Here is a 25,637-nt window from a genome sequence, read left to right as displayed (position 1 = left end):
ACCCCGATCTGCTCAGACCTTGCAGCCGTCCGGGCCGCAGGCCTCGTCGCCGTCAGCCGAAGCTGCCGGGGCGCCCTGTTCGGCTGCGATCTGGCGAAGGGCGTTGGCGAAGGCCTCTGGCGGCTGGGCCCCGGAAATGGCCCACTTCCCATCGATGACGAAAGTCGGCACCGAGGAAATGCCCAGTGCATGGGCCTGCGCCAGCCTGGCTTCGACCTCGGCCAGGCCGCGGTCGGAGCCCAGCATCTGCGCGATTTCAGCACCGTCCAGGCCGCCAGCCACGCCGGCCTTCACCAGCACTGCAGTATCGGCCAGATTCTGGCCATGCTCGAAGTGGGCACGGAAAAGTGCTTCGCCGACCGAATCCTGCACGCCGTGCTGGCCGGCCAGCCACAACACCCGATGGGCCGGCAGCGTGGTCACCCGCACCTGGCCCTGGCTGAAATCCATCGGCAGGCCCTCGGCCCGCGCGGTGGTCTGGGTCTGGCCGAGGATCTGCTCGGTGCGCTCGACGCCACCGAACTTGCGCACATAGGCCTCGCGCAGCGGCACCGGGGTGGCGTCCGCGTCCGGGTCCAGCTGGAACGGCTGCCAGTGGATATCGAGTTCAGGCGCATTGGCGCCGAGCAACTGCACACCCTGCTGGAAGCGATGCTTGCCGATCCAGCACCAAGGGCAGACCACGTCGGAGTAGATGTCGATTCTCATCCCCACCACATGGGGCCCGCCTCCCTCGAAAAAAGGGGACGGAGGGGATTAAGTCGTTTCCAGCACAGCTGGGGTAAAGACGACTTAATCCCCTCCGTCCCCTTTCTTGGGGGCTTCACCACTGTGAATAGGGGTGACTGGCCAGTGCGACGTTGTAGTAGCGCGCGTCGTCGGTGACTTCGGCACCCACCCAGTCCGGCAGTTCGATCGCCTGGTCGGCGCTGTCCAGCTCGACTTCGGCCACGACCAGGCCGGCGTTGTCGCCGAGGAACTCGTCCACCTCCCAGGTCAGGCCGGCGTGTTCGACCAGGTGGCGGCGCTTGTCGATCAGGCCACCGACGCACAGCGCCAACAGGGCGCGCGCATCCTCCACCGGGATCGGGTAGTCGAACTCCTGGCGGGTATGGCCGATGGTGCGCGACTTCAGGTTCAGCGCGGCGTGGTCGCCTTCGATGCGCACGCGCACCGAGGCGTTCTGGGTGCCGCGGTCGAGCGCGCCCATGTCGTTGATGTAGCCCTGCGCCATCGGGATCACCCGATGCGCGGCAGTGCGCCAGCCATCACTGCTGACGAGGAATTTGCGTTCGATTTCGATGCCCATCGCGCCATTATGCGCGATGGGTGATGACAACCTGTCAGCGCTTCTCGAACACCGCGATGCTTTCCACGTGCGCGGTATGCGGGAACATGTCCATGGCACCGGCGCTGACCAGGGTGAAGCCCTGTTCGTTGACCAGATAGCCGGCATCGCGCGCCAGCGAGCCCGGGTGGCAGCTGACGTAGACAATGCGCTTGAACTGCTTCAGCGGCAGCTGCTGCAGCACTTCGATCGCACCCGAGCGCGGCGGGTCCAGCAGCAGCTTGTCAAAGCCCTGGCGCATCCACGGGGTGCTGCGCTGGTCCTGGGTCAGGTCGGCGCTGAAGAACTGCGCGTTGGCCAGGCCGTTGCGCTCGGCGTTCTCACGCGCACGCGCCACCAGGCCGGCATCGCCTTCCACGCCAACCACCTCGCGCACGCGGCGCGCCAGCGGCAGGGTGAAGTTGCCCAGGCCGCAGAACAGGTCCAGTACACGCTCGTCCTCACCCGGTTCCAGCAGGTCCAGGGCGTGGGCGATCATCTTCTCGTTGAGCTTGGCATTGACCTGGATGAAGTCCAGCGGGCGGAACGCCAGCTCGACATCCCACGGCGCCAGACGGAACGACAGCGGCACACCCTGCCCGTCCAGCGGCTGCACGGTATCCACGCCGCCGGACTGCAGGTAGATCACGAAGCCATGCTGCTGGCCGAAAGCCGCCCAGGCCGCGCGGTCGGCATCGCTGAGCGGCTGCAGATGGCGAACGGTCAGGACCACGGCCTGGTCACCGGCGATGAATTCGATCTGCGGGATGTCACGCTTGCCATCGAGTGACTCGATGAAGGTGGACAGCGCCTCGACCTTGGTGCCGATCTCGGGGATCACGGTCAGGCACTGGCTGAGGTCGGCGACGAAGCGCGGATCCTGTTCACGGAAGCCGACCAGGGTCTTGTCCTTCTTTTCGACCCGGCGCACCGAGAAGCGGCCCTTGCGGCGGTAGCCCCAGCTCTCGCCGACCAGCGGCGCGAGCACGGTGCCCGGCTTCACATGGCCGATCCGCTCCAGGTTGTCCATCAGCACGCGCTGCTTGGCCACGATCTGCTGGTCTTCGTCCAGGTGCTGCAGCACGCAGCCGGCGCAGGTGCCGAAATGAGGGCACTTGGGGGTCACCCGCTGCGGCGAGGCCTGCAGCACCTCCAGGGTGCGCGCCTCGTCGAAATGGCGGCTGCGGGCAGTCTGCTCAGCCATCACCACCTCGCCGGGCAGCGCGCCGCTGACGAAGGTGACCTTGCCGCCCTCGCCTTCACGGCGGGCGACACCGCGACCATCATGGCTGAGGTCGAGGATCTCGGTCTGGAATGGGGTACGGTCAGTGCGGGAACGGGATCGGGCCACGTGGCAACAGGCTGCGGGCAAAAATGGGGGCGTATTGTCGCAGATCCTGACCGACGGGGCCTGGACCCGCTTGCGCCCGTGGCCGTCGTGCTTGATGATTGGGCCAGCTGACATGGAGGCAGCCCTGATGCAGATGACCCCGCGGGCCGCACGGCCCCGCTTCCTGCTTGTCGAGGACGACATCATCAGCCGCGGTTTTTTCAAGGCGGCGTTGGAAACGTTACCGGCGGATGTGGATACCGCAGATTCGCTGGCCAGTGCCCTGGCCAGTGCCGAACCCGGCGCGCATGATCTGTGGCTGATCGACGTCAACCTGCCGGATGGCAATGGCGCGCAACTGCTGCGTGAGCTACGCCGCTCACATCCCGACACACCGGCGCTGGCACATACGGCCGACGGCGATACCTCCATCCACGCCCGCCTGCGCGAAGCCGGTTTCAGCGACACCCTGGTCAAGCCGCTGGGCCGCGACCAGCTGCTGAAGGCCGTGCGCCGTGCGCTGGTCAACAGCCCGGCGGGAATCTTCGTGGCACAGGCCCCGGCCGCGGTCGAGCTGGCCGTTCAGGACTGGGACGAGACTGCGGCATTGGCCGCGCTCAATGGCCAGCGCAACCACCTGATCGCACTGCGCGAGCTGTTCCTGGCCGAGTTGCCCGGTGTGCGCGACGCGGTCGAGCAGGCGGTGGACCAGCACGACGAGCGCCAGCTGCGCAGCCAGCTGCACCGGTTGCAGGCGAGCTGTGGCTTCGTGGGGGCGGCACGGTTGGGCCGGGCGGTGCGCCAGCTGCATCATGCACCCGAGTCCGGGCAGGCCCAGGACGGGTTCCGCGCCGCGGTAGCTGCCCTGCTGCATTGAGGGTTTTTCGGCAAGGCTGCGCCCTGCACCCGCAGAGGCTTCAAGCCAAGCCAAGGCAACAGCAACAGCAACGGCATGCATTCCGTGGGTTGGCGGTGCGGTATCGGAGGGCGGGGACGCCGTAAACCCGTCCTTGGGGGCTTGGCAGCCGCATCCATGCGGCTGACACCCCGCCCTCCGATACCGCCCCACCTCTTACAGTTTTCCGCGATCGGGTAGATCCACGCCATGCGTGGATGAATTTCTGTCAGATATCGAAATCAATCTGGGGTCGGATCCGTTTTCCTGCGGAAAACGGATCCGACCCCACGCCGTTCCGACAGTTCGCGGAACACTGTCGAAGGCGGGGTGGGTCCGGTTGCGGGAGTGTCCGCGGCATGGATGCCGCGGCCAAGCCCCCAGGGACGGGTTTACGGCGTCTCCCGCAACCGGACCCACCCCGCCTACCCACGGATAGCCAGCTTTTGCCGTTGACGTTGATTCGGCAGGTGCAGGGCTGCAAGCCCTGCCGCCCCCCCTACCTGCGCGGCGCAAGCTGCTCGAGCATTTCCCAGGACTTCAGCCCGCGCGCGCCCAGGTGATGGGCCAGCACCCGCCGCATCGGCAGGCGCAGGCTGGCCAGATCGGCGGCATCCGGTTCTTCGTCGGCCGCGAGGGCCAGCAGCGCCGAGCCAGTGGCCGCCGCCCGGCGCTCCCCGCCACGCTCGCTCAGCAGGCGCTGCGCCCCTTCCTGCGGGTCCAGCTCGTAGCGCGCCGCCGGGTCGATCGGCTGGCCATCACTGGCACTGTCCAGCTCGAAACCCAGGCCCAGCGCGGACAGCAGTTCGCGCTCGAAACGGCGCAGGGTCCAGGCCAGGCCGGCACCGACCGCCAGCCGCGCGCGTGCCTCACCGTAGGCAAGGTACAGCTCCGGCAGCGGGTCCTGGCGCGGGGCCAGGCGCAGGGTCAGTTCACTCAGGTAGAAGCCGGCCAACATCGCCTGGCCGACCAGGCGTGGCGCGGCATCCAGCGCCTCGGCACCCCGCAGCTGGGCCAGTTCACCCCGCTGCTGGGCACTGAAGCGGATCCACTGCAACGGCTGCAGGGCGGCGCGCAGCACCTGGCCCTTGGCGGTGGAAACGCCACGCGCCAGCAGGCCGATACGGCCATGCTGCGCGCTCAACACTTCGACCAGCAGGCTGGTCTCGCGGTAGGCCCGTGCGTGCAGCACGAAGCCGGTGTCGTCCTCGATCATCATCGAAGCGACCGTCGCGGCTTATTCGTAGCCGAAGGCCTTCAGCGCGGCCTCGTCGTCGGACCAGCCTTCACGCACGCGCACCCAGGTTTCCAGGAACACCTTGGCCCCGAACAGACGCTCCATCTGCAGGCGGGACTTGGCGCCGATCTCCTTCAGGCGGGCGCCGCCCTTGCCGATCACGATGGCCTTCTGGCCCTCGCGCTCGACCCAGATCACCGCACCGATGCGCAGCAGGTTGCCATCCTCGGTGAAGCGCTCGATCTCGACGGTGGTTGCGTACGGCAGTTCCTCGCCGAGCTGGCGCATCAACTGCTCGCGCACCAGTTCACCGGCCAGGAAACGCTGGCTGCGATCGGTGATCTCGTCCTCGCCGAACATCGGCGGGGCTTCCGGCAGCAGCTTCAGCACGTCGCGCACCAGCGCTTCCAGGCCGTTGCGCTTCTGCGCCGAGATCGGGTGCACGGCGGCGAAATCACGACCTTCGGTCACCTGCTGCAGGAACGGCAGCAGCGCGCCCTTTTCCTTCAGGCGATCGATCTTGTTGACCACCAGCACCACCGGGATGCCGGCGTCGCGCAGCACGTTGAACGCCAGGCTGTCCTCTTCATCCCAGCGACCGGCTTCGATCACCAGCAGGCCGGCATCGACGCCTTCCAGCGAGCCACGCGCGGCGCGGTTCATCACCCGGTTCATCGCCCGCTTCTGCACCTTGTGCAGGCCGGGGGTGTCGACCAGGACCAGCTGGCCTTCCGGATAGGTGGCGATGCCCAGCAGGCGATGGCGCGTGGTCTGCGGACGGTTGGAGACGATGCTGACCTTGGCGCCGACCAGGGCATTGGTCAGGGTCGACTTGCCCACGTTCGGGCGGCCGATGACGGCCACGCTGCCGCAATGATGGGGAGTTTGTTCGCTCACTTGGAATCCAGTTGTTCTAGGACGGCCGCAGCCGCCTGTTGTTCGGCAAGCCGCCGCGAGGCGCCTTCGCCCTCGGTGCTGGCGGCCGGGTCGGCTACGTTGCAGCGTACCCGGAAGTGCTTGGCGTGGTCGTCACCGGATTCTGACACCAGTTCATACTGCGGCAACGCCTTCTGTCGGGCCTGCAGCCATTCCTGCAGGCGGGTCTTGGGGTCCTTCTCGGGCCGGCCGGAGGCCGGCAGTGCCTCGATCGAAGCGCTGAACCAGGGCAGTACCACCGCCCGGCAGGCCTCGAAGCCGGCATCCAGGTAGATCGCAGCCACCACGGCTTCCACCGCGTCGGCCAGGATCGAATCACGACGGTGGCCGCCGGACTTCATTTCGCCCGGACCCAGGATCAGTCGATCGCCCAGTTCCAGGGTGCGCCCGATCACCGCCAGCGCGCCTTCACGCACCAGCTCGGCGCGGGCACGGGTCATCGCGCCTTCGTCAGCCTTGGGCCAGCGCTGGTATAACGCCTCGGCCGCCATCATGTTGACGATGCTGTCGCCCAGGAACTCCAGGCGCTCGTTGTGTGGCGCACCGGCACTGCGATGCGTCAGCGCCTGCTTCAGCAGCGCCGGGTCGCGGAAGGGATGACCGATCAGGTCACCACGTTGGAAAGGTTTATTCGGCACCGCTTCGGGTCAGGTCCTGGGATGAATCGAATTTGCCAACCACGTCCAGGTTGCCGACCAGCGGACGGCGCACTTCGTAGTTGACCTTGAGGGTCCAGCCATTGTCGCGGCGGTCGAACTTCACGTTGGCCGGCTTCACGTTTTCCGAGTAGTTGATGTACAGCCGCTTGAAGAACAGATCCTGGATCCGGGCCGGTTCCATGCTGCCCACACCCGGCTCGTTGGCCAGGCTCTTCATCGCCGAGCGCACCGCGTAATACTCCTGGTACATCGGGAACAGCTTCATGCCGATGTAAAGGAAGAAACCGACCACGATCAGGACCGCCAGGAACGAGGTCAGGGTCATGCCACGCTGCGTGTTCATCGTCTTCATTGCGTTCTCCCCAGATACGCGTTGGATGTGAAAATACTCGGTTGATGCCCGATCAGTTGATGCTCGAGCCGATCCGCGACGGCTCGAAGCCATCCTTGCAGAACCAGCCCTGGCAGTTCAGCCAGATCAGGAAGGCCTTGCCGCGCAGGTTTTCTTCCGGCAGCAGGCCCCAGAAACGGCCATCGTCGCTGTTGTCACGGTTGTCGCCCATCACCAGGTACTTGCCGGCCGGCACGGTCCACTGGCCCTGGCCACGCGGATAGTCGGTCTCCAGCACGGTGTGGGTACGACCCGGCAGGTGTTCGACCAGCAGGTTGGCACCCTCGCCCTGGCCCTTGTGGCCTGCATAGATGCCCTTGTTGTCGTACTTCAGCGGTTCGCCGTTGAGGATCACGCCGTCGCCTTCGAAGACCACGGTGTCGCCCGGCACGCCGATGACGCGCTTGATGAAGTTCTCACCCTTGGCCGGATCGTTGTCGCTGTGGCCGGGGAAGTGGAACACCACCACGTCGCCGCGCGACGGCTCGCCAAACGGCACGATCTTGGTGTTGCTGATCGGCAGGCGCAGGCCGTAGGAGAACTTGTTGACCAGGATGAAGTCGCCGATCAGCAGGTTCGGCATCATCGAGCTGGACGGGATCTTGTACGGCTCGGCGATGAAACTGCGCACGATCAGCACGATCGCCAGCACCGGGAAGAACGCACGCGAGTAATCCACCAGCACCGGCTCGGAGTCGAGCAGGCCCGCGCGCTGGGCGCGACGCTTGGCGAGGTACAGCTTGTCCGCGAGCAGGATCAGGCCCGAGGCCAGGGTCAGCACGACCAGGAGGATCTCAAACAGTTTCATTCAGGGTCCTTTGCAACGTCACCAGACGACCGGCCCCGCAGGGCCGGTGCGGGCCTTACTTGTTGTCCATCTGCAGGACGGCCAGGAACGCTTCCTGCGGAATCTCCACGCGTCCGACCTGCTTCATGCGCTTCTTGCCTTCCTTCTGCTTTTCCAGAAGCTTCTTCTTGCGCGAAACGTCGCCACCATAGCACTTGGCCAGCACGTTCTTGCGCATGGCCTTGACCGTGGTGCGGGCGATGATCTGCGAGCCGACGGCGGCCTGGATGGCCACGTCGAACATCTGGCGCGGGATCAGGTCCTTCATCTTCTCGCACAGCTCGCGGCCACGTCGGTCAGCGTGGCTGCGGTGCACGATCAACGACAGCGCATCGACCTTGTCACCATTGATCAGCACGTCCACGCGCACGAACGGGCCTGCGTCGAAGCGCACGAAGTGGTAATCGAGCGAGGCGTAGCCGCGGCTGACCGACTTCAGCTTGTCGAAGAAGTCCAGCACCACCTCGGCCATCGGCAGCTCGTAGCTGATCTGCACCTGGCTGCCCAGGTAGTTGATGCCGATCTGGCTGCCGCGCTTTTCTTCGCACAGCTTGATGATGTTGCCGATGTACTCCTCGGGGGTGAGCACGTTGGCGCGGATGATCGGTTCGCGGATTTCCTCGACCTGGTTCACCGCCGGCAGCTTGGCCGGGTTGTCCATGTTGATGATCGAGCCATCGGTCTTCAGGACCTCATACACCACCGTCGGCGCGGTGCTGATCAGGTCCAGGTTGTATTCGCGCTCCAGGCGCTCCTGCACGATTTCCATGTGCAGCATGCCCAGGAAGCCGCAGCGGAAGCCGAAGCCCATCGCCTCGGAGCTTTCCGGCTCGAAACGCAGCGCGGCATCGTTCAGGCGCAGCTTGTCCAGCGCTTCGCGCAGGTCCGGGTAGTCTTCGGCATCGACCGGGAACAGGCCGGCGAACACGCGCGGCTGCATTTCCTGGAAGCCCGGCAGCGGCTTCGGCGCCGGGTCGCCGGCCAGGGTGAGGGTGTCGCCGACCGGCGCACCATGCACGTCCTTGATGCTGGCGGTGACCCAGCCCACTTCACCGGCACGCAGCGCCGGCAGCACCTTGCGCTTCGGCGTGAACACGCCGACGTTGTCGACCTGGTGGTTGCGGCCGGTCGACATCACCTGCAGCTTGTCACCGGCCTTGATCTCGCCCTGCATCACGCGCACCAGCGACACCACGCCGAGGTAGTTGTCGAACCACGAGTCGATGATCAGCGCCTGCAGCTTGTCGGTGTCGCGCGGCGCCGGCGGCGGAATGCGGTGCACGATCGCTTCCAGCACGTCCTGCACGTTGAGGCCGGTCTTGGCACTGACCGGCACGGCGTCGGAGGCATCGATGCCGATCACGGCCTCGATCTCGGCCTTGGCGCGCTCGATGTCGGCGGTGGGCAGGTCGATCTTGTTGATCACCGGCACCACTTCCAGGCCCTGCTCCACGGCGGTGTAGCAGTTGGCCACCGACTGGGCTTCCACGCCCTGCGCCGCATCGACCACCAGCAGCGCGCCTTCGCAGGCGGCCAGCGAGCGGCTGACTTCATAGGAGAAGTCGACGTGGCCGGGGGTGTCGATGAAGTTCAGGTGGTAGGTCTGCCCGTCCTTGGCCAGGTACGGCAGTGACACCGACTGCGCCTTGATCGTGATGCCACGCTCGCGCTCGATCGGATTGGAATCGAGCACCTGCGCTTCCATCTCGCGGGCCTGCAGGCCACCGCAGAGCTGGATGATGCGGTCGGCCAGCGTGGACTTGCCGTGGTCGACATGGGCGATGATGGAGAAGTTGCGGATGTTCCGCATCGAATCAGAAGACATAGGTGGCGGCGGCGCGCGGCGTCGTCAGGGTAACGGTCGATTATCGCACGCCCAGCGACCGGCCGCGAAAACCGGCTGCCGGGCACCGGCCCGGAACGACCGAAGCCCCGCCGGGGCGGGGCTTCGGGGGAGGCCCAGGGGCCGCCGGAGCGGCCCCGGCAGGCCCTACTGGCCGGCCTTGACCGCCACGAAGGCGCTGTTGCCATTGGCCGTGCGGACCAGCAGCATGACCACGTCGTCCTTCTTGAAGCTGGACAGCGCCCGGTTCAGGGCATCCACGCTGCCGACCGCGACGCGGCCGACCTGCAGGATCACCATGCCCGGCGACAGGCCGGCATCACGCGCCGCCTGGCCCTTGACCCCGGTGATGCGCACGCCTTCGTTGCCGTTGAGCCCGAACTGCTTACGCTGAGCTGCGCTCAGGTCGCTCACGTCCAGCCCCAGCAGGGCATTGGCCCCGGTCTGCGGCGCCGCCTCGGCACCGCCGGCCGACGGCCCGCGGGCACTGGCCTGCCCGTCTTCACTCAGGGCGGTCAACGTGGCACTGAGGTCATGCGGCTTGCCGTCGCGGTACACCACCAGGTTCACCTTGCTGCCCGGCGCCATCGCACCGATCAGCGGCGGCAGATCGGACCAGCTGTTGACCGGGCTGCCGTTGACCGAGCGGATGACGTCGCCCACCTGCACGCCGGCCTTGGCGGCCGCACTGCCGGCCACGATCTGGTTGACCAGGGCGCCACGGCTGTCCGGCAGGCCCAGGCCCTGCGCCTTCAGCGAATCGATCGGCTCCACGACCGCGCCGAGCTGGCCGCGGGTGACCTTGCCGCTCTTCTTGATCTGCTCCACCGCGCTCATCGCCAGGTCGATCGGGATCGCGAAGCTGATGCCCATGTAGCCGCCGGACGCGGAGAAGATCTGCGAGTTGATGCCGACCACTTCGCCGCGGGTGTTCAGAAGAGGGCCACCGGAATTGCCCTGGTTGATCGCCACGTCGGTCTGGATGAACGGCACATAGCGCTGGTCGGGGCCGCCCGTACTGCGGCCGACGGCGCTGACCACGCCGGCGGTGACAGAATGGTCGAGGCCGAACGGCGAGCCGATCGCGACAACCCACTGCCCCGGCTTCAGGCTGTTGGAGTCACCCACGCGCACGGTTGGCAGGTTCTTCCCATCGATCTTCAGCAGGGCGACGTCGTACTGCTGGTCGCTGCCCACCACCTTGGCGGTGAACTCACGGCTGTCGCCCAGCTTGACCTTCACGTCACTGGCGTCGGCCACCACGTGGTAATTGGTCAGCACATAGCCATCGGGCGAGATGATGAAGCCCGAGCCCATGCCACGGCCCTTGATGCTGGGGCCACCGTCTGGCCCACCCGGCCCCTGCCCCGGCATCGGGAAGTCGGGACCAAAGAAGCGGCGGAAGAACTCCGGCATGTCATCGTCGCCCATCGGGCCGCGCGCGGCCTGGCGGTTGTTGCGGACGATGGTGGTATCGACGTTGACCACGCCCGGGCCGACCTGTTCGACCAGGTTGGTGAAGTCGGGCAGGCCACTGACCAGCGGCTGCGCCGGTGCCCGCGCGGCCGCGGCTGGCACGGGCTGGGTCTGCGCGACGGGCGCCGGCGCCTGTGCGCAGGCCACCAGGGGAAGGGTCAGGGCCAGCAGGCCAATGGCCTGCGTGCGGAGTCGGGGAGTCATCGGACGGCAACCTCCGGGTCGGGTGGAAAGAGGAATACGGGCCCCGCCGACGGCGGGGCGTGAAGGCGCCCGGCTCAGTCGCGCGGGCGCGGCGGCACCGGCAGGTCATCCTGCAGGCGCGGCTCGAACGGATAGAACGCGGCACTACCGGCGTGGGCCGGGAAGCTGGCATTGAGCGCGCCGCCAGCGGCGGGCGCCAGGCTGGAGCGCGGCCATGGCCGGGCCTGCAGCCCGCTGACCTCGCCGAACGGCAGGTTGCGGTTGGCGTTGGCCGGCACGGTCGGGGTCAACGGTGCCTGCACGGCCGCGATGGCGCGCTGCGAAGTGTCGTCGCGCTGGGCGGCACGCGCGGCCTGCTGGCTGCGCGTAGCGCTGGCACGGCGGGCGTCCTGGCGGCGGCCCGCCGCGGCCATCGCTACGGCCGGCGCAGCAGCCACGGCCACTGCGGCCGTGTCCACCGAAGCCTCGGTGACTGGGGTCGGCGCGGCCGGTGCCAGTTCCGCCTGGCTGGCGATCACCTGCGGCGCCAGCGGTTCACCCGGCGTCGCCTCCTTCAATTTCTCGCCGCCGATGAACAGGGCGACCGCGGCGACCGATGCGGCCAGCGCAGCACCGCCGCCCCAGGCGCGCCAGCCACTGCGACGCACCTGGCGACGCGGCTCGGCCTGCGGCGTCGGCTCTGCCGCAATGGCGGCCGCAACGGCGGCACTGAAGCCGGCCGGTGCCAACGCCGGGGCCTGCCCGCGCATCACGTCGCCCAGCAGCTGCCAGCGCTCCTGGCAGCCGGCCAGTTCGGGGTCGTGTTCCATCCGGCGCAGCAGGAAGCGCGCTTCATCGGCACCCAGCTCGCCATCGACCAGGGCCGACAGCTGCTCGCGATGGCGCTGGTCCAGGCGCTGCCCGGCGGGCGATTGATGGTTCTGCGATTCGTTGAACGGGTTACTGGTCATACGCGGCTCTTCTCACGGGTGGCGCTGCCGATGTCCAACAGCGGCCGGAGTTCGGTGTCGATCGCCTCGCGCGCCCGGAAGATCCGGGAACGCACGGTGCCGATCGGGCACCCCATCTTCTGCGCGATATCCTCGTAGCTCAGGCCTTCCACCTCGCGCAGGGTGATCGCCGACCGGAGTTCCTCCGGCAGCGCGTTGACGGCCTTCATGACCGTCTGTTCCAGCTCCTGGCGCATCAACTCGCGCTCGGGCGTGTCGGTGTCCCGCAGGCGGGTACCGCTGTCGAACTGCTCGGCGTCACCGATGTCGATGTCATCGGTCGGCGGACGACGATTGTGTGAAGCCAGGTAGTTTTTGGCGGTATTCACGGCGATTCGATGCAACCAGGTTGAGAACTGGGCATCGCCACGGAAACTCCCGATCGCGCGGTAGGCACGGATGAAAGTGTCCTGGGCGACGTCCTGACATTCGCTCCAGTCGGCGATGTAGCGACCGACCAGGGCCACGACCCGATGCTGGTACTTGCGCACCAGGACATCGAACGCGGCACTCTCGCCGTGCTGCACGCGCCGGACCAGCTCCAGATCCAGCTCCTGAGGTGTATCAACATCGGCCATGAGGGGCCGCACTCCTGTCAGCCCAACCGACGTCGGGCAATGAGACTGCCAATCCCGGGAAAAGTTCAGTCGCCGATCACCTGGCGCCGCACCAGCTTTTAACCACCATTCGGTTAGCGTCCCGATCCACGGCCATGGATCCGGGGGCGCCACTCCCCTGCTATTGGGATTTGACGCGGGGGAAACAACCTCTGGATCATAGCCGCTTCTCCATACACAACCGGATGGAACGTCCATGCTCTCAGGCTTCGATGGTCTCCGCTTCAGCCACTGGCACCCCGAGATCCGCGACGACGGCGTGGTGGTTCTCTCCCTGGATCGCCAGGACAGCAGCGTCAATGCGATGTCGCAGGACGTGCTGCTGGAACTGGGCGACCTGCTTGAGCGCATTGCCCTGGACCCGCCCAAGGGCGTAGTCATCCAGTCGCTGAAGAAGGCCGGCTTCATTGCCGGTGCCGACCTGAAGGAGTTCCAGGAATTCGACCGTCGCGGCACCGTCAACGACGCGATCCGGCGTGGCCAGGCCACCTACCAGAAGCTGGCCGAGCTGCCCTGCCCGACCGTGGCGGCCATCCACGGCCACTGCCTCGGCGGTGGCACCGAGCTTGCCCTGGCCTGCCGCTATCGCGTGGCCTCCAATGACAGCAGCACCCGCATCGGCCTGCCGGAGACCCAGCTGGGCATCTTCCCGGGGTGGGGTGGCAGCGCCCGCCTGCCGCACCTGGTGGGCGCCCCGGCAGCGATGGACATGATGCTGACCGGCCGCACCCTGTCGGCCTCGGCCGCGCGTGGCATCGGCCTGGTCGACAAGGTGGTGGCACCGGCGGTGGTGCTCGACACGGCCGTTGCACTGGCGCTGTCCGGCACCACCCGCCCGTTCAAGCAGCGCGCCACGGCCTGGGCCACCAACACCTGGCTGGCACGCACGCTGCTGGCACCGCAGATGGTCAAGCAGGTCGCCCGCAAGGCGAAGAAGGACCAGTACCCGGCGCCGTACGCACTGATCAGCACCTGGCAGCGCAGTGGCGGCAAGCCGATCCAGGCCCGCCTGGACGCCGAGCGGCGTGCCGTGGTGAAGCTGGCCAGTACTCCGACCGCGCGCAACCTGATCCGTATCTTCTTCCTGACCGAACGCCTGAAGGGCCTCGGTGGCGGTGATTCCGGCATCCGCCACGTGCACGTGGTCGGCGCCGGCGTGATGGGCGGCGACATCGCCGCGTGGGCCGCCTACAAGGGCTTCGAGGTGACCCTGCAGGACCGCGAGCAGCGCTTCATCGACCCGGCCATGGAACGCGCGCAGGCGCTGTTCGCCAAGAAGGTGCGCGACGAGAGCAAGCGCCCGGCCGTGGCCGCGCGCCTGCGTGCCGACCTGGAAGGCAACGGCGTGGCCGAGGCCGACCTGGTGATCGAGGCAATCATCGAGAACCCCGAAGCCAAGCGTGCGCTGTACCAGACGCTTGAGCCGAAGATGAAGCAGGACGCCCTGCTGACCACCAACACCTCGTCGATTCCGCTGGTGGAACTGCGCGACCACATCCAGCGCCCTGCGCAGTTCGCGGGCCTGCACTACTTCAACCCGGTAGCGCAGATGCCGTTGGTGGAGATCATCCATCACGACGGCATGGCGCCGGAGACCGAGCGCCGCCTGGCCGCGTTCTGCAAGGCGCTGGGCAAGTTCCCGGTGCCGGTGGCCGGCAGCCCGGGCTTCCTGGTCAACCGCGTGCTGTTCCCGTACATGCTGGAAGCGGCCACCGCGTATGCCGAGGGCATTCCGGGCCCGGTGATCGACAAGGCCGCGGTGAAGTTCGGCATGCCGATGGGCCCGATCGAACTGATCGATACCGTGGGCCTGGACGTGGCCGCCGGCGTCGGCCGCGAACTGGCGCCGTTCCTGGGCCTGCAGATCCCGGCCGCACTGCAGACGGTGGAACCGGACAAGCGCGGCAAGAAGGATGGCCAGGGCATCTACACCTGGGAGAACGGCAAGCCGAAGAAGCCGGACGTGGCCAGCGACTACCAGGCCCCGGCCGATCTGGAGGACCGCCTGATCCTGCCGCTGTTGAACGAGGCGGTGGCCTGCCTGCACGAGGGCGTGGTGGCCGACGCGGACCTGCTGGATGCCGGCGTGATCTTCGGCACCGGTTTCGCACCGTTCCGCGGCGGTCCGATCCAGCACATCCGTGCGGTCGGTGCCGATGCGATCGTCGAGCGGTTGAAGGCGCTGCAGCAGCGCCATGGCGACCGTTTCGCGCCGCGCCCCGGCTGGGACAACCCCGTCCTGCGCGAACCGGTGGTCTGAGTTCATCGGCCGGGCCTGCGGCCCGACACCCGCAGAGGCAACGTCAAGTTCCACAGCAGAAGCCAGAGCCAAAGCGGCTCTGGCCTTTCTGTTTGTTGGGCGGGGCGGTGTCGGGTTGCGGGGACGCCGTAAACCCGTCCTTGGGGCCTTGGCCGCGGCAGCCATGCCGCAGACACCCCGCAACCCGACACCGCCCCACCCCTGACAGTTTCCCGGTGACGGTGGGTGAACTGCGATGGCTGTAGGTGTCGACCTTGTTCGGCACGGATCATTACGAACTGGTGGGTGTCGACCTTGGTCGACACCAGGAGCGAAGCGACCGGCGTTTGATTTTGATTTTCTTTTTTCTTCTCCGTGGCTGGACGCACACGGAAACTGTCAGAGGCCGGGCGGGTGGGTGGCGCAGGACCGTTGGCGCCATGGATGGCGCCATCGAGCCCCCATGGGTGAGGGCGCTTTGCTTGCGAAGCACTGCTTTGCAAGCGCCCGAACGCCCAGCCGCCGGCGGCTGGGCCGGACCGCGGAGCGGGGTTTACGGCGTGTCCTGCGCACCCCACCCGCCCGGCCAAGCGCGGCTTTTGCTTTACGCGACCAAGCAACCAGCCACGAGGGGCTGCGTCGTTGGCTGGAACACCCTGTTACCCATACGGGGCATGTGCCCGTCACAGCTGCATGCGATGCTCACCACCTGATCCCTGCCAGCGAGAACGCCCGCATGACCACCATCATCGCCCCGCGCGTGCACGACATCGGCGGCCTGGAAGTCCGTCGCGCCGTCCCCACCCTGCAGGCGCGCAGCATCGGCTCGTTCGTGTTCGTCGACCAGATGGGCCCGGCACTCATGCACCCCGGCACCGCCATCGACGTGCGCCCGCATCCGCATATCGGCCTGGCCACCGTCACCTACCTGTGGTCGGGCGCGATCGGCCACCGCGACACGCTGGGTTCGGATCAGGTGATCCGTCCCGGTGACGTCAACTGGATGACCGCCGGCCGCGGTATCGCCCATTCCGAGCGCACGCCGCAGCCGGACCGCGATCACGACAACCCGATCCACGGCATGCAGACCTGGGTCGCGCTGCCGAAGTCGCATGAAGAGATCGAGCCGGCGTTCTACCACCATGCCGCTGCCACCCTGCCCGAGCAGCGTCGCAACGGCGCGTGGCTGCGGGTGATCGCCGGCCGTGCGTACGGCGAGGAATCGCCGGTGAAGGTGTTCGCCGACACCCTCAACGTGGCAATCGATCTCGACCCCGATGCGGAAATCGATATCGACGACGGCCACCGCGAGCGCGCGTTGTACATCCTCGAGGGCGACGCGCAGCTGGATGGCGTGGATATTCCCGCGCAGCACCTGGTGATCCCCGAAGCCGGTGCACGAGGCCGCCTGCGCGCGAAGACGCCGGTGAAGGCGATGCTGTTCGGTGGCGAGCCGCTGGATGGCCCGCGCCACCTGTGGTGGAACTTCGTGTCGAGCTCGAAGGAGCGCATCGAGCAGGCCAAGCACGACTGGGAAGCCGGCCGCTTCGGCACCATTCCGGGCGACGACAAGGAATTCATCCCACTTCCGCAGTACTGAACATCGCGTGTTGCACACATCTGAAGGTGTATCCCTGCCACCCGGCGTTGACGCTACAGTCACCCGCTGATCACTGAAATGTGACATAAATCACACTTTAGATCGTCAAAGGAGTGCAACACATGAGCATGGGTAAACGCTTGTCCGCCGAGTTCCTCGGCACGTTCTGGCTGGTTCTGGGTGGCTGTGGCAGTGCGGTGCTGGCCGCCAAGTTCGGTGGCGACGGCAATCCGCTGGGTATCGGTTTCCTCGGCGTGGCGCTGGCCTTCGGCCTGACCGTGGTGACCGGCGCCTATGCGTTCGGCCATATCTCCGGCGCGCACTTCAACCCGGCAGTCAGCGTCGGGCTGTGGGCCGGTGGTCGTTTCCCGACCAGGGATCTGGTGCCCTACATCATCGCCCAGGTTGCCGGCGGTCTGCTGGCCGGCTTCATCCTGCTGCAGATCGCCTCCGGCGCCAGTGGCTTCGCCATCGATGGCAGCCAGGCGGGTGCGTTCGCCAGCAATGGCTATGGCACGCTGTCGCCCGGCGGCTACAGCGTGGCAGCCGCCTTCCTGTGCGAAGTGGTGCTGACGGCAGTGTTCCTGATCGTGATCATGGGTTCCACCCACGGCAAGGCACCGGCCGGTTTCGCCCCGCTGGCGATCGGCCTGTCGCTGACCCTGATCCACCTGATCAGCATTCCGGTCACCAACACCTCGGTGAACCCGGCCCGCTCCACCGCCGTGGCCTTCTTTGCCGGCAGCGGAGCAGTCAGCCAGCTGTGGCTGTTCTGGGTCGCTCCCCTGCTGGGCGGCGCGATCGGCGGCCTGATCTACAAGTGGATCGGCAGCGACCGCTGATCCACGCGGCTCCCATTGCGGCCCACCCTCGGCCGCAATGGTTACTTCTGCAACCGCGAATTGTGCGATTGCTCACGTTCCGTTAAGGTTGAGTTGACCGTCCGTGCACATGCCGGATGGGGCGGCATCCGGGGATGGGATGCCACGGCCGCCGGCCCTGCTGGCGGAGCCAAACAACTCATCACCTTGGGGGATGCATGAAGTTCGTGCCTGTCATGTTGTCGAGCCTGCTGTTCGCTGCGGCCCAGACCGCCGCGCAGGCGCCGTCCGAATGTCCTTCGCTGCCAGCCAGCAGTGGCCTGCAGTGGCAGCAGCAGGTGCAGGCCGATTTCCTGGTCTGCCGCGCCAGCACACCTGATGGCCGCGAAGTACTGAGCCTGATGCTCAGCGCGCGTGACCCCGCCATTCCGCTGAGCCGCTCGCTGCGCCAGGAAAAAGGCAGCTTCGGCGGTGAATCGCTGTACTGGTACCAGCCCGACCTGGGCGGCCAGCAACCGCCGGGTTACGCCGAACGGCGCATCAGCGTGGTCAAGATCGACAAAGGGCGTTACGCGCAGATTGCGCTGTATCCGGACAGCGCGCAGGAGCTGAGCTCACTGCAGCAGCTGGCGCAGGGCATGAGCCTGACCCCTTCGGCCGTGGCCGCCGGGCGCTGAAGGTGACGGGGATGACTGCCTGGCAGCATCCCCGCAATGCACCTCGATCGGCAGGTAGTGCCGGCCGCCGGCCGGCAAACCCTTCGGTCCTGATCAAAAGCAGGTGCCGGCCGGCGGCCGGCACTACCTCAGAACCTGCCTTCCTGGAAATCGACGAAGGCCTGCATCAGTTCCTGCCGCGTGTTCATCACGAACGGGCCGTGCCGCATCACCGGCTCGCGCAACGGACGGCCGGCCACCAGGATCAGCCGCGCGCCTTCGCTGCCAGCCGAAACATGCAGCTGTTCGCCGCCGCCCAGCACCGCCAGCTCCTGGCGCGCAACATCACGGGCGGCGTCCTGTTCACCCACCGTCAGTCCGCCTTCAAATACATAGGCAAAGGCGTTGTGGCCTTCCGGCAGCGTGTAAGTCCAGGCCCGGTCGGGCGCCAACGTGATGTCGAGATACAGCGGCTCGGTGGCCGGCTGCACGATCGGGCCGCGGGTGCCGTCTACCGAGCCGGCGATCACCTTCACTTCCACGCCGGCTGCCGGCTGCACCACGGGAATGCGCTCGGGCGCGAACTCCTGGTACTTCGGCTCGGTCATCTTCTCCTTCGCCGGCAGGTTCACCCACAGCTGGAATCCACGCATCTGCCCGCTTTCCTGCTCGGGCATCTCCGAGTGCACCAGGCCGCGGCCAGCGGTCATCCACTGCACGCTGCCCGGGGTCAACAGGCCTTCGTTGCCATGGTTGTCGCGATGCCGCATGCGTCCGTCGAGCATGTAGGTGACGGTCTCGAAACCGCGGTGCGGGTGTTCCGGGAAGCCGGCGATGTAGTCCTCGGCCCGGTCGGTGCCGAATTCATCGAGCAGCAGGAACGGGTCCAGGTCCGGCAGCGTCGGGCCGCCGATGACGCGGGTCAGGCGCACGCCGGCACCGTCGGAGGTGGGCATGCCACGGATGGTGCGCAGCACGCGGACCGGTTCGGGAAGGCTCATGGCGACTCCTGTGGGATGGATGCCCCTGAAGATGGACGCCACATGGCCGTACGCCAATGGATGGCACCGCAACCAATTGTTCCATCCCTGATGTTGGCTGCACGTCAGCGCCACCGTCGTACGACCAAAGTACTACCGCCGATTCGTCCTGTGCCAATTGACCCTGTCGTGGGCAAGCAGGACTCTTTGACTGTCTTTCCGGGAGAGAGCACCTCATGAAAGGGTTTTCCAAACTGGGCTGGGCGGCACTCGCCCTGCTCGGCGCATTCTGTCTGGGCACCGTCGCCCTGCGCCGCGGCGAGCACATCAACGCACTGTGGATCGTGGTGGCCGCGGTCTCGCTGTACCTGGTCGCCTACCGCTTCTACAGCCTGTTCATCGCCAACAAGGTGATGCAGCTGGATCCGACCCGGGCCACCCCGGCGGTGATCAACAACGATGGCCTGGACTACGTGCCGACCAACAAGCACGTGCTGTTCGGCCACCACTTCGCCGCCATTGCCGGCGCCGGCCCGCTGGTCGGCCCGGTGCTGGCCGCGCAGATGGGCTACCTGCCCGGCCTGCTGTGGCTGGTGGTGGGCGTGGTGCTGGCCGGCGCAGTGCAGGACTTCATGGTGCTGTTCCTGTCCAGCCGTCGCAACGGCCGCTCGCTGGGTGACCTGGTGCGCGAGGAGATGGGCCAGGTACCCGGCACCATCGCCCTGTTCGGTGCGTTCCTGATCATGATCATCATCCTGGCGGTGCTGGCGATGGTGGTGGTCAAGGCGCTGGCCGAAAGCCCGTGGGGCATGTTCACGGTGATCGCGACGATGCCCATCGCGATCCTGATGGGCGTGTACATGCGCTACATCCGCCCCGGCAGGATCGGCGAGATTTCGGTGGTTGGCCTGATCCTGCTGCTGGCCGCGATCTGGTACGGCGGCAAGGTCGCCGCCGACCCGGTGTGGGGGCCGGCGTTCACCTTCACCGGCACCCAGATCACCTGGATGCTGATCGGCTACGGCTTCGTCGCCTCGGTGCTGCCGGTGTGGCTGCTGCTGGCCCCGCGCGACTACCTGTCGACCTTCCTCAAGATCGGCACCATCATCGCGCTGGCCATCGGCATCCTGGTGGTGATGCCGGAACTGAAGATGCCGGCGCTGACCCAGTTCGCCGCCAGCGGTGATGGCCCGGTGTGGAAGGGCGGCATGTTCCCCTTCCTGTTCATTACCATCGCCTGCGGTGCGGTCTCCGGTTTCCACGCACTGATCTCCTCCGGCACCACGCCGAAGCTGCTGGCCAATGAAGCGCACATGCGCTACATCGGCTACGGCGGCATGCTGATGGAATCGTTCGTGGCGGTGATGGCGCTGGTGGCGGCCTCGATCATCGATCCGGGCATCTACTTCGCGATGAACAGCCCGGCCGCCGTGATCGGTGCCGATGCAGCCTCGGCGGCGCACTACATCACCAACACCTGGGGCTTCACCATTACCCCCGAGCAGTTGACCGCGACCGCGGCCGCCATCGGTGAACCGACCATCCTGCACCGCGCCGGTGGTGCACCGACGCTGGCGGTAGGCATCGCGCAGATCCTGCACGAAGCGATTCCCAGTGGCAGCGACGCGATGATGGCGTTCTGGTACCACTTCGCGATCCTGTTCGAAGCCTTGTTCATCCTGACCGCGGTGGACGCCGGTACCCGCGCCGGGCGCTTCATGCTGCAGGACCTGCTGGGCAACTTCGTGCCGGCCCTGAAGAAGACCGAGTCGTGGACCGCCAACATCATCGGTACCGCCGGCTGCGTGGCGCTGTGGGGCTACCTGCTCTACACCGGCGTGGTCGATCCGTTCGGCGGCATCCAGACGCTGTGGCCGCTGTTCGGCATCTCCAACCAGATGCTGGCTGGCATCGCGCTGATGCTGGGCACGGTGGTGCTGTTCAAGATGAAGCGTGACCGCTATGCGTGGGTCACTGCGGTACCGGCGGTGTGGCTGCTGATCTGCACCACCTACGCCGGCTTCATCAAGATCTTCGACAGCAACCCGGCGCAGGGTTTCCTGGCGCAGGCACACAAGTTCCAGGCCGCGCTCGCCAGCGATACGATCACTGCACCGGCCAAGTCGGTGGCGCAGATGAAGCAGATCGTGGTCAACGCCTACGTCAACACCGGCCTGACCGCGCTGTTCCTGCTGGTGGTCGGCGCGGTGCTGGTGTATTCGATCAAGACCATCCTGGCGGCACGCCGCAACCCGCAGCGCAGCGACCGCGAGACCCCGTACGTGGCGCTGAAGCCGCATGAAATGGTGGATCTGTGATGAGCACGCAACTGGTTCCCGCCGGCCAGTACCAGGCGCACCGCCGCATCTGGCGGCGCCTGGTGCAGACCGCACGACTGTGCTGTGGCATTCCTGACTACGACAACTACGTCCGGCACATGCTGGATAAGCACCCGGACCAGGAGCCGATGGACTACAAGACGTTCTTCCGCGAGCGCCAGGAAGCGCGTTACGGCGGACGCAACGGCGGGCGCTGCTGCTGAAGGCCAGGCCTGCCTTTCAGCAGGCAAGAGAAAGCCGAGCGCGGGCTCGGCTCTACACGGGCAGAGCGGGTTCGCGGCGCACGCCGCGAACCCGCAACAGGATCGTCCGGCCAAGACTCAGGCGCCGGCCATCCACTTCAGGATCAGGCCGGTGACATACGCCAGCCCGGTGCCGGTGGCATAGCCCACCGTACCCAGCAGCACGCCCACCGGCGCCAGCGTCGGATGGAAGGCTGCGGCCACCACGGGGGCCGAGGCGGCCGCGCCGATGTTGCCCTGCGAACCGATCGCGAAGAAGAACAGCGGCGCGCGCAGCAGCTTGGCTACCCCCCACAGCACCAGCACGTGCGTGGCCATCCAGATCGCGCCAAGCAGGAACAGCCACGGCCGATCCAGCAGCGACAGCAGGTTCATCTGCATGCCGATGCAGGCGATCAGGAAGTACAGGAACACCGTGCCCAGCCGCGAAGCGCCTGCGGCTTCCAGCCGGCGCGCACGGGTGAAGCTCAGGCCCAGGCCCATCGCCGTGGACAGCAGGATCACCCAGACGAACTGGCTGTCGAGGCTGAACTGGCTGGCCCAGCTGACATTGGCCTTGAACCAGCCCGACAACGGCGCGGCGATGGCATGGGCCAGGCCGACGCCACCCAATGCCACGCCAACGATCACCATCAGGTCGGTCATGCTGGGAATGCGCGCGTTCTGTGCCTCGTAGGCGCTGATGCGTGCCTTCATCTCGTCGATGGCGCGGGTGTCGGCACCGTTGCGGGTATCGATCTGCTGCGCGCGGTTGGCCAAAAACAGCAGGATCGCCATCCACAGGCTGGCGCAGGCCACGTCGACCACCGCGAACTGGCCAAAGGTGGTGGCATCGGTGCCGAACACCTCGCGCATGGCCACCATGTTGGCGCCGCCACCGATCCAGCTGCCGGCCAGCGCGGCCATGCCGGCCCAGGTATCACCGGCCACCGTTTCCGGATGGATCAGCTTCATCAGCTGGAACGAGACGATGGCGCCGAGCATGATGCCGGCGGTACCGGCACAGAACACGATCAGCAGCTTTGGGCCGAGCTTGATGACGCCTTTCAGGTCGATCGACAGTGTCAGCAGGACCAGCGCAGCGGGCAGCAGCACGTCGCGCGCGACCGGGTTGTAGAGCGAGGTGTTGTGGCCATCGATGACACCGGCGGTGTTGTAGATGGCGGGGATGAAGTAGCACAGCAGCAGTGCCGGCACCCAGGCGAAGATCTTCTTCAACAACGGGGTCGGACCACTGGCGGCCCAGAAGATCAGGGCCAGGGTGGCGGCAATCAGGCCCAGTCCAACGATGTCGTTGCTGATCAGGGCGGTAGCGGGTTCGGTCGGCATGGGATCCTCTGTCGATCGAAAGAGCGGAGAAAAAAAAGCGCCGCATGACGCGGCGCAGGTCGAGATTAACATTGTCTTCACGCCGGGTCATGCTGCGCTGCTTGCCGCCTTCCCCTGCATTGACGACGATTGCGGCATCACCGTTGTGGAGCAGGCCCATGCAGCTTGGTGCGTTCTCTGTCAGCCTGTCCGTGAAGGACCTGGCCGCCTCCCGCGCGTTCCACGAAGCCCTCGGGTTCTCGGTCACCGGTGGCGATCCCACGCAGAACTGGCTGGTAATGCGCAGCAACGGCACGGTCATCGGGCTGTTCCAGGGCATGTTCGAGGGCAACCTGCTGACCTTCAACCCCGGCTGGGACCAGCACAGGCAGGAGCTGCCCCACTTCCAGGATGTGCGTGAACTGCAGGCGGAACTGGATGCCAAGGGCATCGAACTGGCAGTCCGCACTGACCCCGATGGCCAGGGGACCGGCTACCTGCAGCTGGCCGATCCCGACGGCAACGTGATCCTGATCGACCAGCACGTGGCGCGGCCGAACGGGCGGTAATGCGAACAGCCATTGCGTGGGTAGGCGTCGACCTTGGTCGACGGGCCGCATGCCAACCAAGGTTGGCATCTACCAGGACGGCCGGATCAGGCCGGGCGCGAGGCACTGAAATCGAGCGTGACACGCGTTCCGCGCGGCTCGCAGGGCTGCAGCTGCAGGGTCCAGCCCAGGTGCTCGCACAACCGCGCGATCAGGTCCAGGCCGATGCCGCCGCCACGATCGGCGCGTCCGCCACGGGCCATGCGCGCGTGGATGGCGGCAATCTCCTCCGGGCTCATGCCATGCCCTGGGTCCTGCAGCGTCAGCACCGCCGACGCACTCAACTGCAGCTCGATATGGCCGCGGCCGCTGTTCTCGATGGCATTGCGCAGCAGGTTGCCGATCGCCGCCTGCACCACTGCCATCGGCGCAACGATATCCACCGGCGCCGCCTGGATGCCGATGCTCAGGTCCTTGTCACCGAGCAGGTGGCGATGGTCGTCGACGATCTCCGGCAGCAGCTGGTCCAGGGCGATGCGCTCGGCACGCGCGGCCAGGCGTGCCGGATCACGCGCCAGCACCAGCAGCAGCTCGATCAGCTGCTCCACGCTCTGCGCTGTGCGCAACACCCGCTGCATCTGCTGGCGGGCGCGCTCGGGCAGGCCCGGTTGCTCCAGCGCGAGCTCGGCAGCACCGGTCATCACCGCGATCGGCGTGCGCAGTTCGTGGCTGGCGGTGCTGATGAAGACCCGCTCGCGCTCGACGAACTGCTCGTTGCGGTCCAGGTAGTCGTTCAACGCACCGGCGATGGTATGCAGCTCGGCGCTGCCGCGCGGATCGACCTCGATACGCTGGCCCTGCACGCCCGGCCGCAGCCCGGCAATGTGCTGTGCCAGCAGGCTCAACGGACGCACCATCCGCTCCATGCCGAACGACGCCATCAGCACGGTGACGAAGATCATGATCACCCCGGCCAGCATCACCCAGCGCGTGGCGAACTGTTCCAGGTCATGGAAATCGGAGATGTCCAGCGCCAGCGCCACCCGTCCCATCGACTGCGTTTCACGGACCATCACCGCCGTCTCGCGGCCCTTGACCATCACTCCGTCATGCAACCCAGGATGCAGGGAGCGCAGGCTCTCTGGCAGATTGACTGCGTCAAAGCGGTACAGGCTCAGCGTGTCCGAGTCCTGCCAGCGATAGTGAGGTTCGTGCTCGACATGCTCGACGATGCTGTCCAGTTCGGAATTGAGCAGCGCGCGCCACGCGGCGTGCTCGGCGTGTTCGTGCACGTAGTTGCCGACACTGAATACTGCAATCGACAGCAGTGCCAGGTACCCGAGCAACCACCACACCACCCGCCGGTACAGCGGCCCCGGCTTACGCGCCCTCATCAGCATTCCTGCCTGCGTCGGCAGCGTCCATCAGCGCCAACCGATAGCCCACCCGCGGCAGCGTATGGATCAGCTTGTCGGCAAACGGGCCGTCGACGCTGCGGCGCAGCTCGTAGACATGCGAGCGCAGCAGATCGCCATCCGGTGGCTCGTCGCCCCACAGGGCGAACTCCAGCTGCTGGCGGGTGACCGCACCGGGGCTGGCGCGCATCAGCACTTCCAGCAGCTTGCGGCAGGCCGGGTACAGGTGCAGCACCTGGCCACCACGCTGGGCTTCCAGGGTCGCCAGGTCCAGCACCAGGTCGCCCACCTGCAGGCGCTTGCGCGGATTGCGGCCCTGCGCGCGCAGCAGCAGCGCCTCCAGCCGCACTTCCAGCTCGGGCAGGGCGAACGGCTTGGTCAGGTAGTCGTCGGCACCGGCGCGGAAGCCGGCGATCTTGTCCGGCAGCTCGTCGCGCGCGGTCAGCATGATCACCGGCACCTCCGACGCGTGCTCGGCGCGCAGGCGACGCAGCACCTCCGGCCCCTCCATGCGCGGCAGCATCCAGTCCAGGATCACCGCATCGTAGGGGTGGCTGCCTGCCAGGTGCAGGCCGGTGATGCCATCCGGGGCCACGTCGAGCACGTGCCCGCGCGACTCGAAATAGTCGAACAGGTTGGCCACCAGCTGGCGGTTGTCCTCGATCACCAACAGACGCATGCACGAAAGATCCACGGAAGTTCGTACCATGGTAGCGCCGACCATGTCGGAATGCGGTC

At 66.8% G+C, this 25,637-nt stretch carries 24 protein-coding genes; 8 read left to right on the top strand and 16 right to left on the bottom strand.

Translation table 11 applies throughout. The annotated features are described in order from the left end of the window. Positions 1–12: 12 nt before the first annotated feature. The 3 genes from AC5P56_RS05315 to rlmD form a co-directional block, all read right to left on the bottom strand. Positions 13–708 carry a DsbA family oxidoreductase gene (locus AC5P56_RS05315; protein WP_049442334.1) on the bottom strand — a complete coding sequence of 232 codons (696 nt, stop codon included), beginning with the start codon at positions 706–708 and terminating at the stop codon, positions 13–15. A 115-nt stretch (positions 709–823) separates the two neighbouring features. Continuing rightward, complete coding sequence (locus tag AC5P56_RS05310; RefSeq protein ID WP_100450446.1) at positions 824–1,309, bottom strand: CYTH domain-containing protein; 486 nt, start codon at positions 1,307–1,309, stop codon at positions 824–826. 34 nt (positions 1,310–1,343) lie between these two features. Continuing rightward, positions 1,344–2,678, bottom strand: coding sequence for a 23S rRNA (uracil(1939)-C(5))-methyltransferase RlmD (gene rlmD / locus AC5P56_RS05305; protein WP_032959001.1), 1,335 nt, complete (start codon positions 2,676–2,678; stop codon positions 1,344–1,346). 127 nt (positions 2,679–2,805) lie between these two features. Between rlmD and AC5P56_RS05300 the strand changes: the two genes are divergently transcribed. Then, positions 2,806–3,534, top strand: a complete 729-nt coding sequence (locus AC5P56_RS05300; protein ID WP_014647994.1) for a response regulator — start codon at positions 2,806–2,808, stop codon at positions 3,532–3,534. 517 nt (positions 3,535–4,051) lie between these two features. Here AC5P56_RS05300 and recO read toward each other — a convergent pair. The 9 genes from recO to rpoE form a co-directional block, all read right to left on the bottom strand. Continuing rightward, positions 4,052–4,771 carry a DNA repair protein RecO gene (gene recO, locus AC5P56_RS05295; protein WP_014647995.1) on the bottom strand — a complete coding sequence of 240 codons (720 nt, stop codon included), beginning with the start codon at positions 4,769–4,771 and terminating at the stop codon, positions 4,052–4,054. A gap of 18 nt (positions 4,772–4,789) precedes the next feature. After that, a complete protein-coding gene (gene era / locus AC5P56_RS05290) occupies positions 4,790–5,686 on the bottom strand; it encodes a GTPase Era (protein ID WP_005410599.1) in 897 nt (298 codons plus the stop codon). Beyond that, positions 5,683–6,363, bottom strand: a complete 681-nt coding sequence (rnc, locus tag AC5P56_RS05285) for a ribonuclease III (protein WP_046431951.1) — start codon at positions 6,361–6,363, stop codon at positions 5,683–5,685. Before rnc ends, era begins: the two co-directional genes overlap by 4 nt. Next, a complete protein-coding gene (locus AC5P56_RS05280; RefSeq protein ID WP_014647998.1) occupies positions 6,353–6,736 on the bottom strand; it encodes a DUF4845 domain-containing protein in 384 nt (127 codons plus the stop codon). The genes rnc and AC5P56_RS05280 overlap by 11 nt, the downstream gene beginning before the upstream one ends. Before the next feature lie 52 nt (positions 6,737–6,788). Beyond that, positions 6,789–7,583, bottom strand: coding sequence for a signal peptidase I (gene lepB / locus AC5P56_RS05275; protein WP_014038087.1), 795 nt, complete (start codon positions 7,581–7,583; stop codon positions 6,789–6,791). A 55-nt stretch (positions 7,584–7,638) separates the two neighbouring features. Then, complete coding sequence (gene lepA / locus AC5P56_RS05270; protein ID WP_032958997.1) at positions 7,639–9,432, bottom strand: translation elongation factor 4; 1,794 nt, start codon at positions 9,430–9,432, stop codon at positions 7,639–7,641. 180 nt (positions 9,433–9,612) lie between these two features. Then, positions 9,613–11,145: a DegQ family serine endoprotease gene (locus AC5P56_RS05265; protein ID WP_049420101.1), complete on the bottom strand. Its 1,533-nt coding sequence runs from the start codon at positions 11,143–11,145 to the stop codon at positions 9,613–9,615. A gap of 74 nt (positions 11,146–11,219) precedes the next feature. Then, positions 11,220–12,095, bottom strand: a complete 876-nt coding sequence (locus tag AC5P56_RS05260; RefSeq protein ID WP_126411249.1) for a sigma-E factor negative regulatory protein — start codon at positions 12,093–12,095, stop codon at positions 11,220–11,222. Then, complete coding sequence (gene rpoE, locus AC5P56_RS05255) at positions 12,092–12,712, bottom strand: RNA polymerase sigma factor RpoE (RefSeq protein WP_014038091.1); 621 nt, start codon at positions 12,710–12,712, stop codon at positions 12,092–12,094. Before rpoE ends, AC5P56_RS05260 begins: the two co-directional genes overlap by 4 nt. Positions 12,713–12,947: 235 nt before the next feature. Here rpoE and AC5P56_RS05250 point away from each other — a divergent pair, with 235 nt between their 5' ends. The 4 genes from AC5P56_RS05250 (at position 12,948) to AC5P56_RS05235 (ending at position 18,088) form a co-directional block, all read left to right on the top strand. Then, complete coding sequence (locus AC5P56_RS05250) at positions 12,948–15,011, top strand: 3-hydroxyacyl-CoA dehydrogenase NAD-binding domain-containing protein (RefSeq protein WP_069116210.1); 2,064 nt, start codon at positions 12,948–12,950, stop codon at positions 15,009–15,011. A 715-nt stretch (positions 15,012–15,726) separates the two neighbouring features. After that, complete coding sequence (locus tag AC5P56_RS05245) at positions 15,727–16,590, top strand: pirin family protein (RefSeq protein ID WP_005410608.1); 864 nt, start codon at positions 15,727–15,729, stop codon at positions 16,588–16,590. A 122-nt stretch (positions 16,591–16,712) separates the two neighbouring features. After that, positions 16,713–17,432, top strand: coding sequence for an aquaporin Z (aqpZ, locus tag AC5P56_RS05240; protein WP_142235301.1), 720 nt, complete (start codon positions 16,713–16,715; stop codon positions 17,430–17,432). Positions 17,433–17,629: 197 nt separating this feature from the next. After that, on the top strand, positions 17,630–18,088 hold the full coding sequence (locus AC5P56_RS05235) for a hypothetical protein (RefSeq protein WP_126411253.1): 459 nt from the start codon (positions 17,630–17,632) through the stop codon (positions 18,086–18,088). A 128-nt stretch (positions 18,089–18,216) separates the two neighbouring features. Here AC5P56_RS05235 and AC5P56_RS05230 read toward each other — a convergent pair whose 3' ends face one another. Continuing rightward, entirely contained in the window at positions 18,217–19,068 is an 852-nt protein-coding gene (locus AC5P56_RS05230) for a pirin family protein (RefSeq protein ID WP_014648005.1), read from the bottom strand. Between the two features lie 215 nt (positions 19,069–19,283). Here AC5P56_RS05230 and AC5P56_RS05225 point away from each other — a divergent pair, with 215 nt between their 5' ends. Continuing rightward, positions 19,284–21,365, top strand: coding sequence for a carbon starvation CstA family protein (locus AC5P56_RS05225; RefSeq protein ID WP_014648006.1), 2,082 nt, complete (start codon positions 19,284–19,286; stop codon positions 21,363–21,365). Then, positions 21,365–21,589: a YbdD/YjiX family protein gene (locus AC5P56_RS05220; protein WP_032958992.1), complete on the top strand. Its 225-nt coding sequence runs from the start codon at positions 21,365–21,367 to the stop codon at positions 21,587–21,589. Before AC5P56_RS05225 ends, AC5P56_RS05220 begins: the two co-directional genes overlap by 1 nt. Before the next feature lie 117 nt (positions 21,590–21,706). Here the strand turns inward: AC5P56_RS05220 and AC5P56_RS05215 are convergent, their stop codons facing one another. Further along, a complete protein-coding gene (locus AC5P56_RS05215; protein WP_053496043.1) occupies positions 21,707–22,957 on the bottom strand; it encodes a DUF819 family protein in 1,251 nt (416 codons plus the stop codon). Between the two features lie 158 nt (positions 22,958–23,115). Between AC5P56_RS05215 and AC5P56_RS05210 the strand changes: the two genes are divergently transcribed. After that, positions 23,116–23,505, top strand: a complete 390-nt coding sequence (locus AC5P56_RS05210; RefSeq protein ID WP_014648009.1) for a VOC family protein — start codon at positions 23,116–23,118, stop codon at positions 23,503–23,505. Between the two features lie 86 nt (positions 23,506–23,591). Here the strand turns inward: AC5P56_RS05210 and AC5P56_RS05205 are convergent, their stop codons facing one another. After that, positions 23,592–24,878 carry a sensor histidine kinase gene (locus AC5P56_RS05205; RefSeq protein WP_014648010.1) on the bottom strand — a complete coding sequence of 429 codons (1,287 nt, stop codon included), beginning with the start codon at positions 24,876–24,878 and terminating at the stop codon, positions 23,592–23,594. Next, a complete protein-coding gene (locus AC5P56_RS05200; RefSeq protein WP_014648011.1) occupies positions 24,865–25,578 on the bottom strand; it encodes a response regulator transcription factor in 714 nt (237 codons plus the stop codon). The genes AC5P56_RS05205 and AC5P56_RS05200 overlap by 14 nt, the downstream gene beginning before the upstream one ends. Between the last annotated feature and the right edge of the window lie 59 nt (positions 25,579–25,637).

The organism is Stenotrophomonas sp. YJH_SMC_131, assembly GCF_059367975.1.
This window is presented reverse-complemented; position numbering and strand designations above follow the sequence as displayed.

Coding starts and splice junctions, on each gene's coding strand:
- AC5P56_RS05315 (WP_049442334.1), bottom strand. CDS start 708: ATGAGAATCGACATCTACTCCGACGTGGTCTGCCCTTGGTGCTGGATC.
- AC5P56_RS05200 (WP_014648011.1), bottom strand. CDS start 25,578: ATGCGTCTGTTGGTGATCGAGGACAACCGCCAGCTGGTGGCCAACCTG.
- lepB (WP_014038087.1), bottom strand. CDS start 7,583: ATGAAACTGTTTGAGATCCTCCTGGTCGTGCTGACCCTGGCCTCGGGC.
- AC5P56_RS05260 (WP_126411249.1), bottom strand. CDS start 12,095: ATGACCAGTAACCCGTTCAACGAATCGCAGAACCATCAATCGCCCGCC.
- recO (WP_014647995.1), bottom strand. CDS start 4,771: ATGATGATCGAGGACGACACCGGCTTCGTGCTGCACGCACGGGCCTAC.
- AC5P56_RS05245 (WP_005410608.1), top strand. CDS start 15,727: ATGACCACCATCATCGCCCCGCGCGTGCACGACATCGGCGGCCTGGAA.
- AC5P56_RS05265 (WP_049420101.1), bottom strand. CDS start 11,145: ATGACTCCCCGACTCCGCACGCAGGCCATTGGCCTGCTGGCCCTGACC.
- AC5P56_RS05250 (WP_069116210.1), top strand. CDS start 12,948: ATGCTCTCAGGCTTCGATGGTCTCCGCTTCAGCCACTGGCACCCCGAG.
- aqpZ (WP_142235301.1), top strand. CDS start 16,713: ATGAGCATGGGTAAACGCTTGTCCGCCGAGTTCCTCGGCACGTTCTGG.
- lepA (WP_032958997.1), bottom strand. CDS start 9,432: ATGCGGAACATCCGCAACTTCTCCATCATCGCCCATGTCGACCACGGC.
- AC5P56_RS05230 (WP_014648005.1), bottom strand. CDS start 19,068: ATGAGCCTTCCCGAACCGGTCCGCGTGCTGCGCACCATCCGTGGCATG.
- AC5P56_RS05300 (WP_014647994.1), top strand. CDS start 2,806: ATGCAGATGACCCCGCGGGCCGCACGGCCCCGCTTCCTGCTTGTCGAG.
- AC5P56_RS05225 (WP_014648006.1), top strand. CDS start 19,284: ATGAAAGGGTTTTCCAAACTGGGCTGGGCGGCACTCGCCCTGCTCGGC.
- AC5P56_RS05220 (WP_032958992.1), top strand. CDS start 21,365: ATGAGCACGCAACTGGTTCCCGCCGGCCAGTACCAGGCGCACCGCCGC.
- AC5P56_RS05210 (WP_014648009.1), top strand. CDS start 23,116: ATGCAGCTTGGTGCGTTCTCTGTCAGCCTGTCCGTGAAGGACCTGGCC.
- rpoE (WP_014038091.1), bottom strand. CDS start 12,712: ATGGCCGATGTTGATACACCTCAGGAGCTGGATCTGGAGCTGGTCCGG.
- AC5P56_RS05235 (WP_126411253.1), top strand. CDS start 17,630: ATGAAGTTCGTGCCTGTCATGTTGTCGAGCCTGCTGTTCGCTGCGGCC.
- AC5P56_RS05280 (WP_014647998.1), bottom strand. CDS start 6,736: ATGAAGACGATGAACACGCAGCGTGGCATGACCCTGACCTCGTTCCTG.
- AC5P56_RS05205 (WP_014648010.1), bottom strand. CDS start 24,878: ATGAGGGCGCGTAAGCCGGGGCCGCTGTACCGGCGGGTGGTGTGGTGG.
- AC5P56_RS05310 (WP_100450446.1), bottom strand. CDS start 1,309: ATGGGCATCGAAATCGAACGCAAATTCCTCGTCAGCAGTGATGGCTGG.
- AC5P56_RS05215 (WP_053496043.1), bottom strand. CDS start 22,957: ATGCCGACCGAACCCGCTACCGCCCTGATCAGCAACGACATCGTTGGA.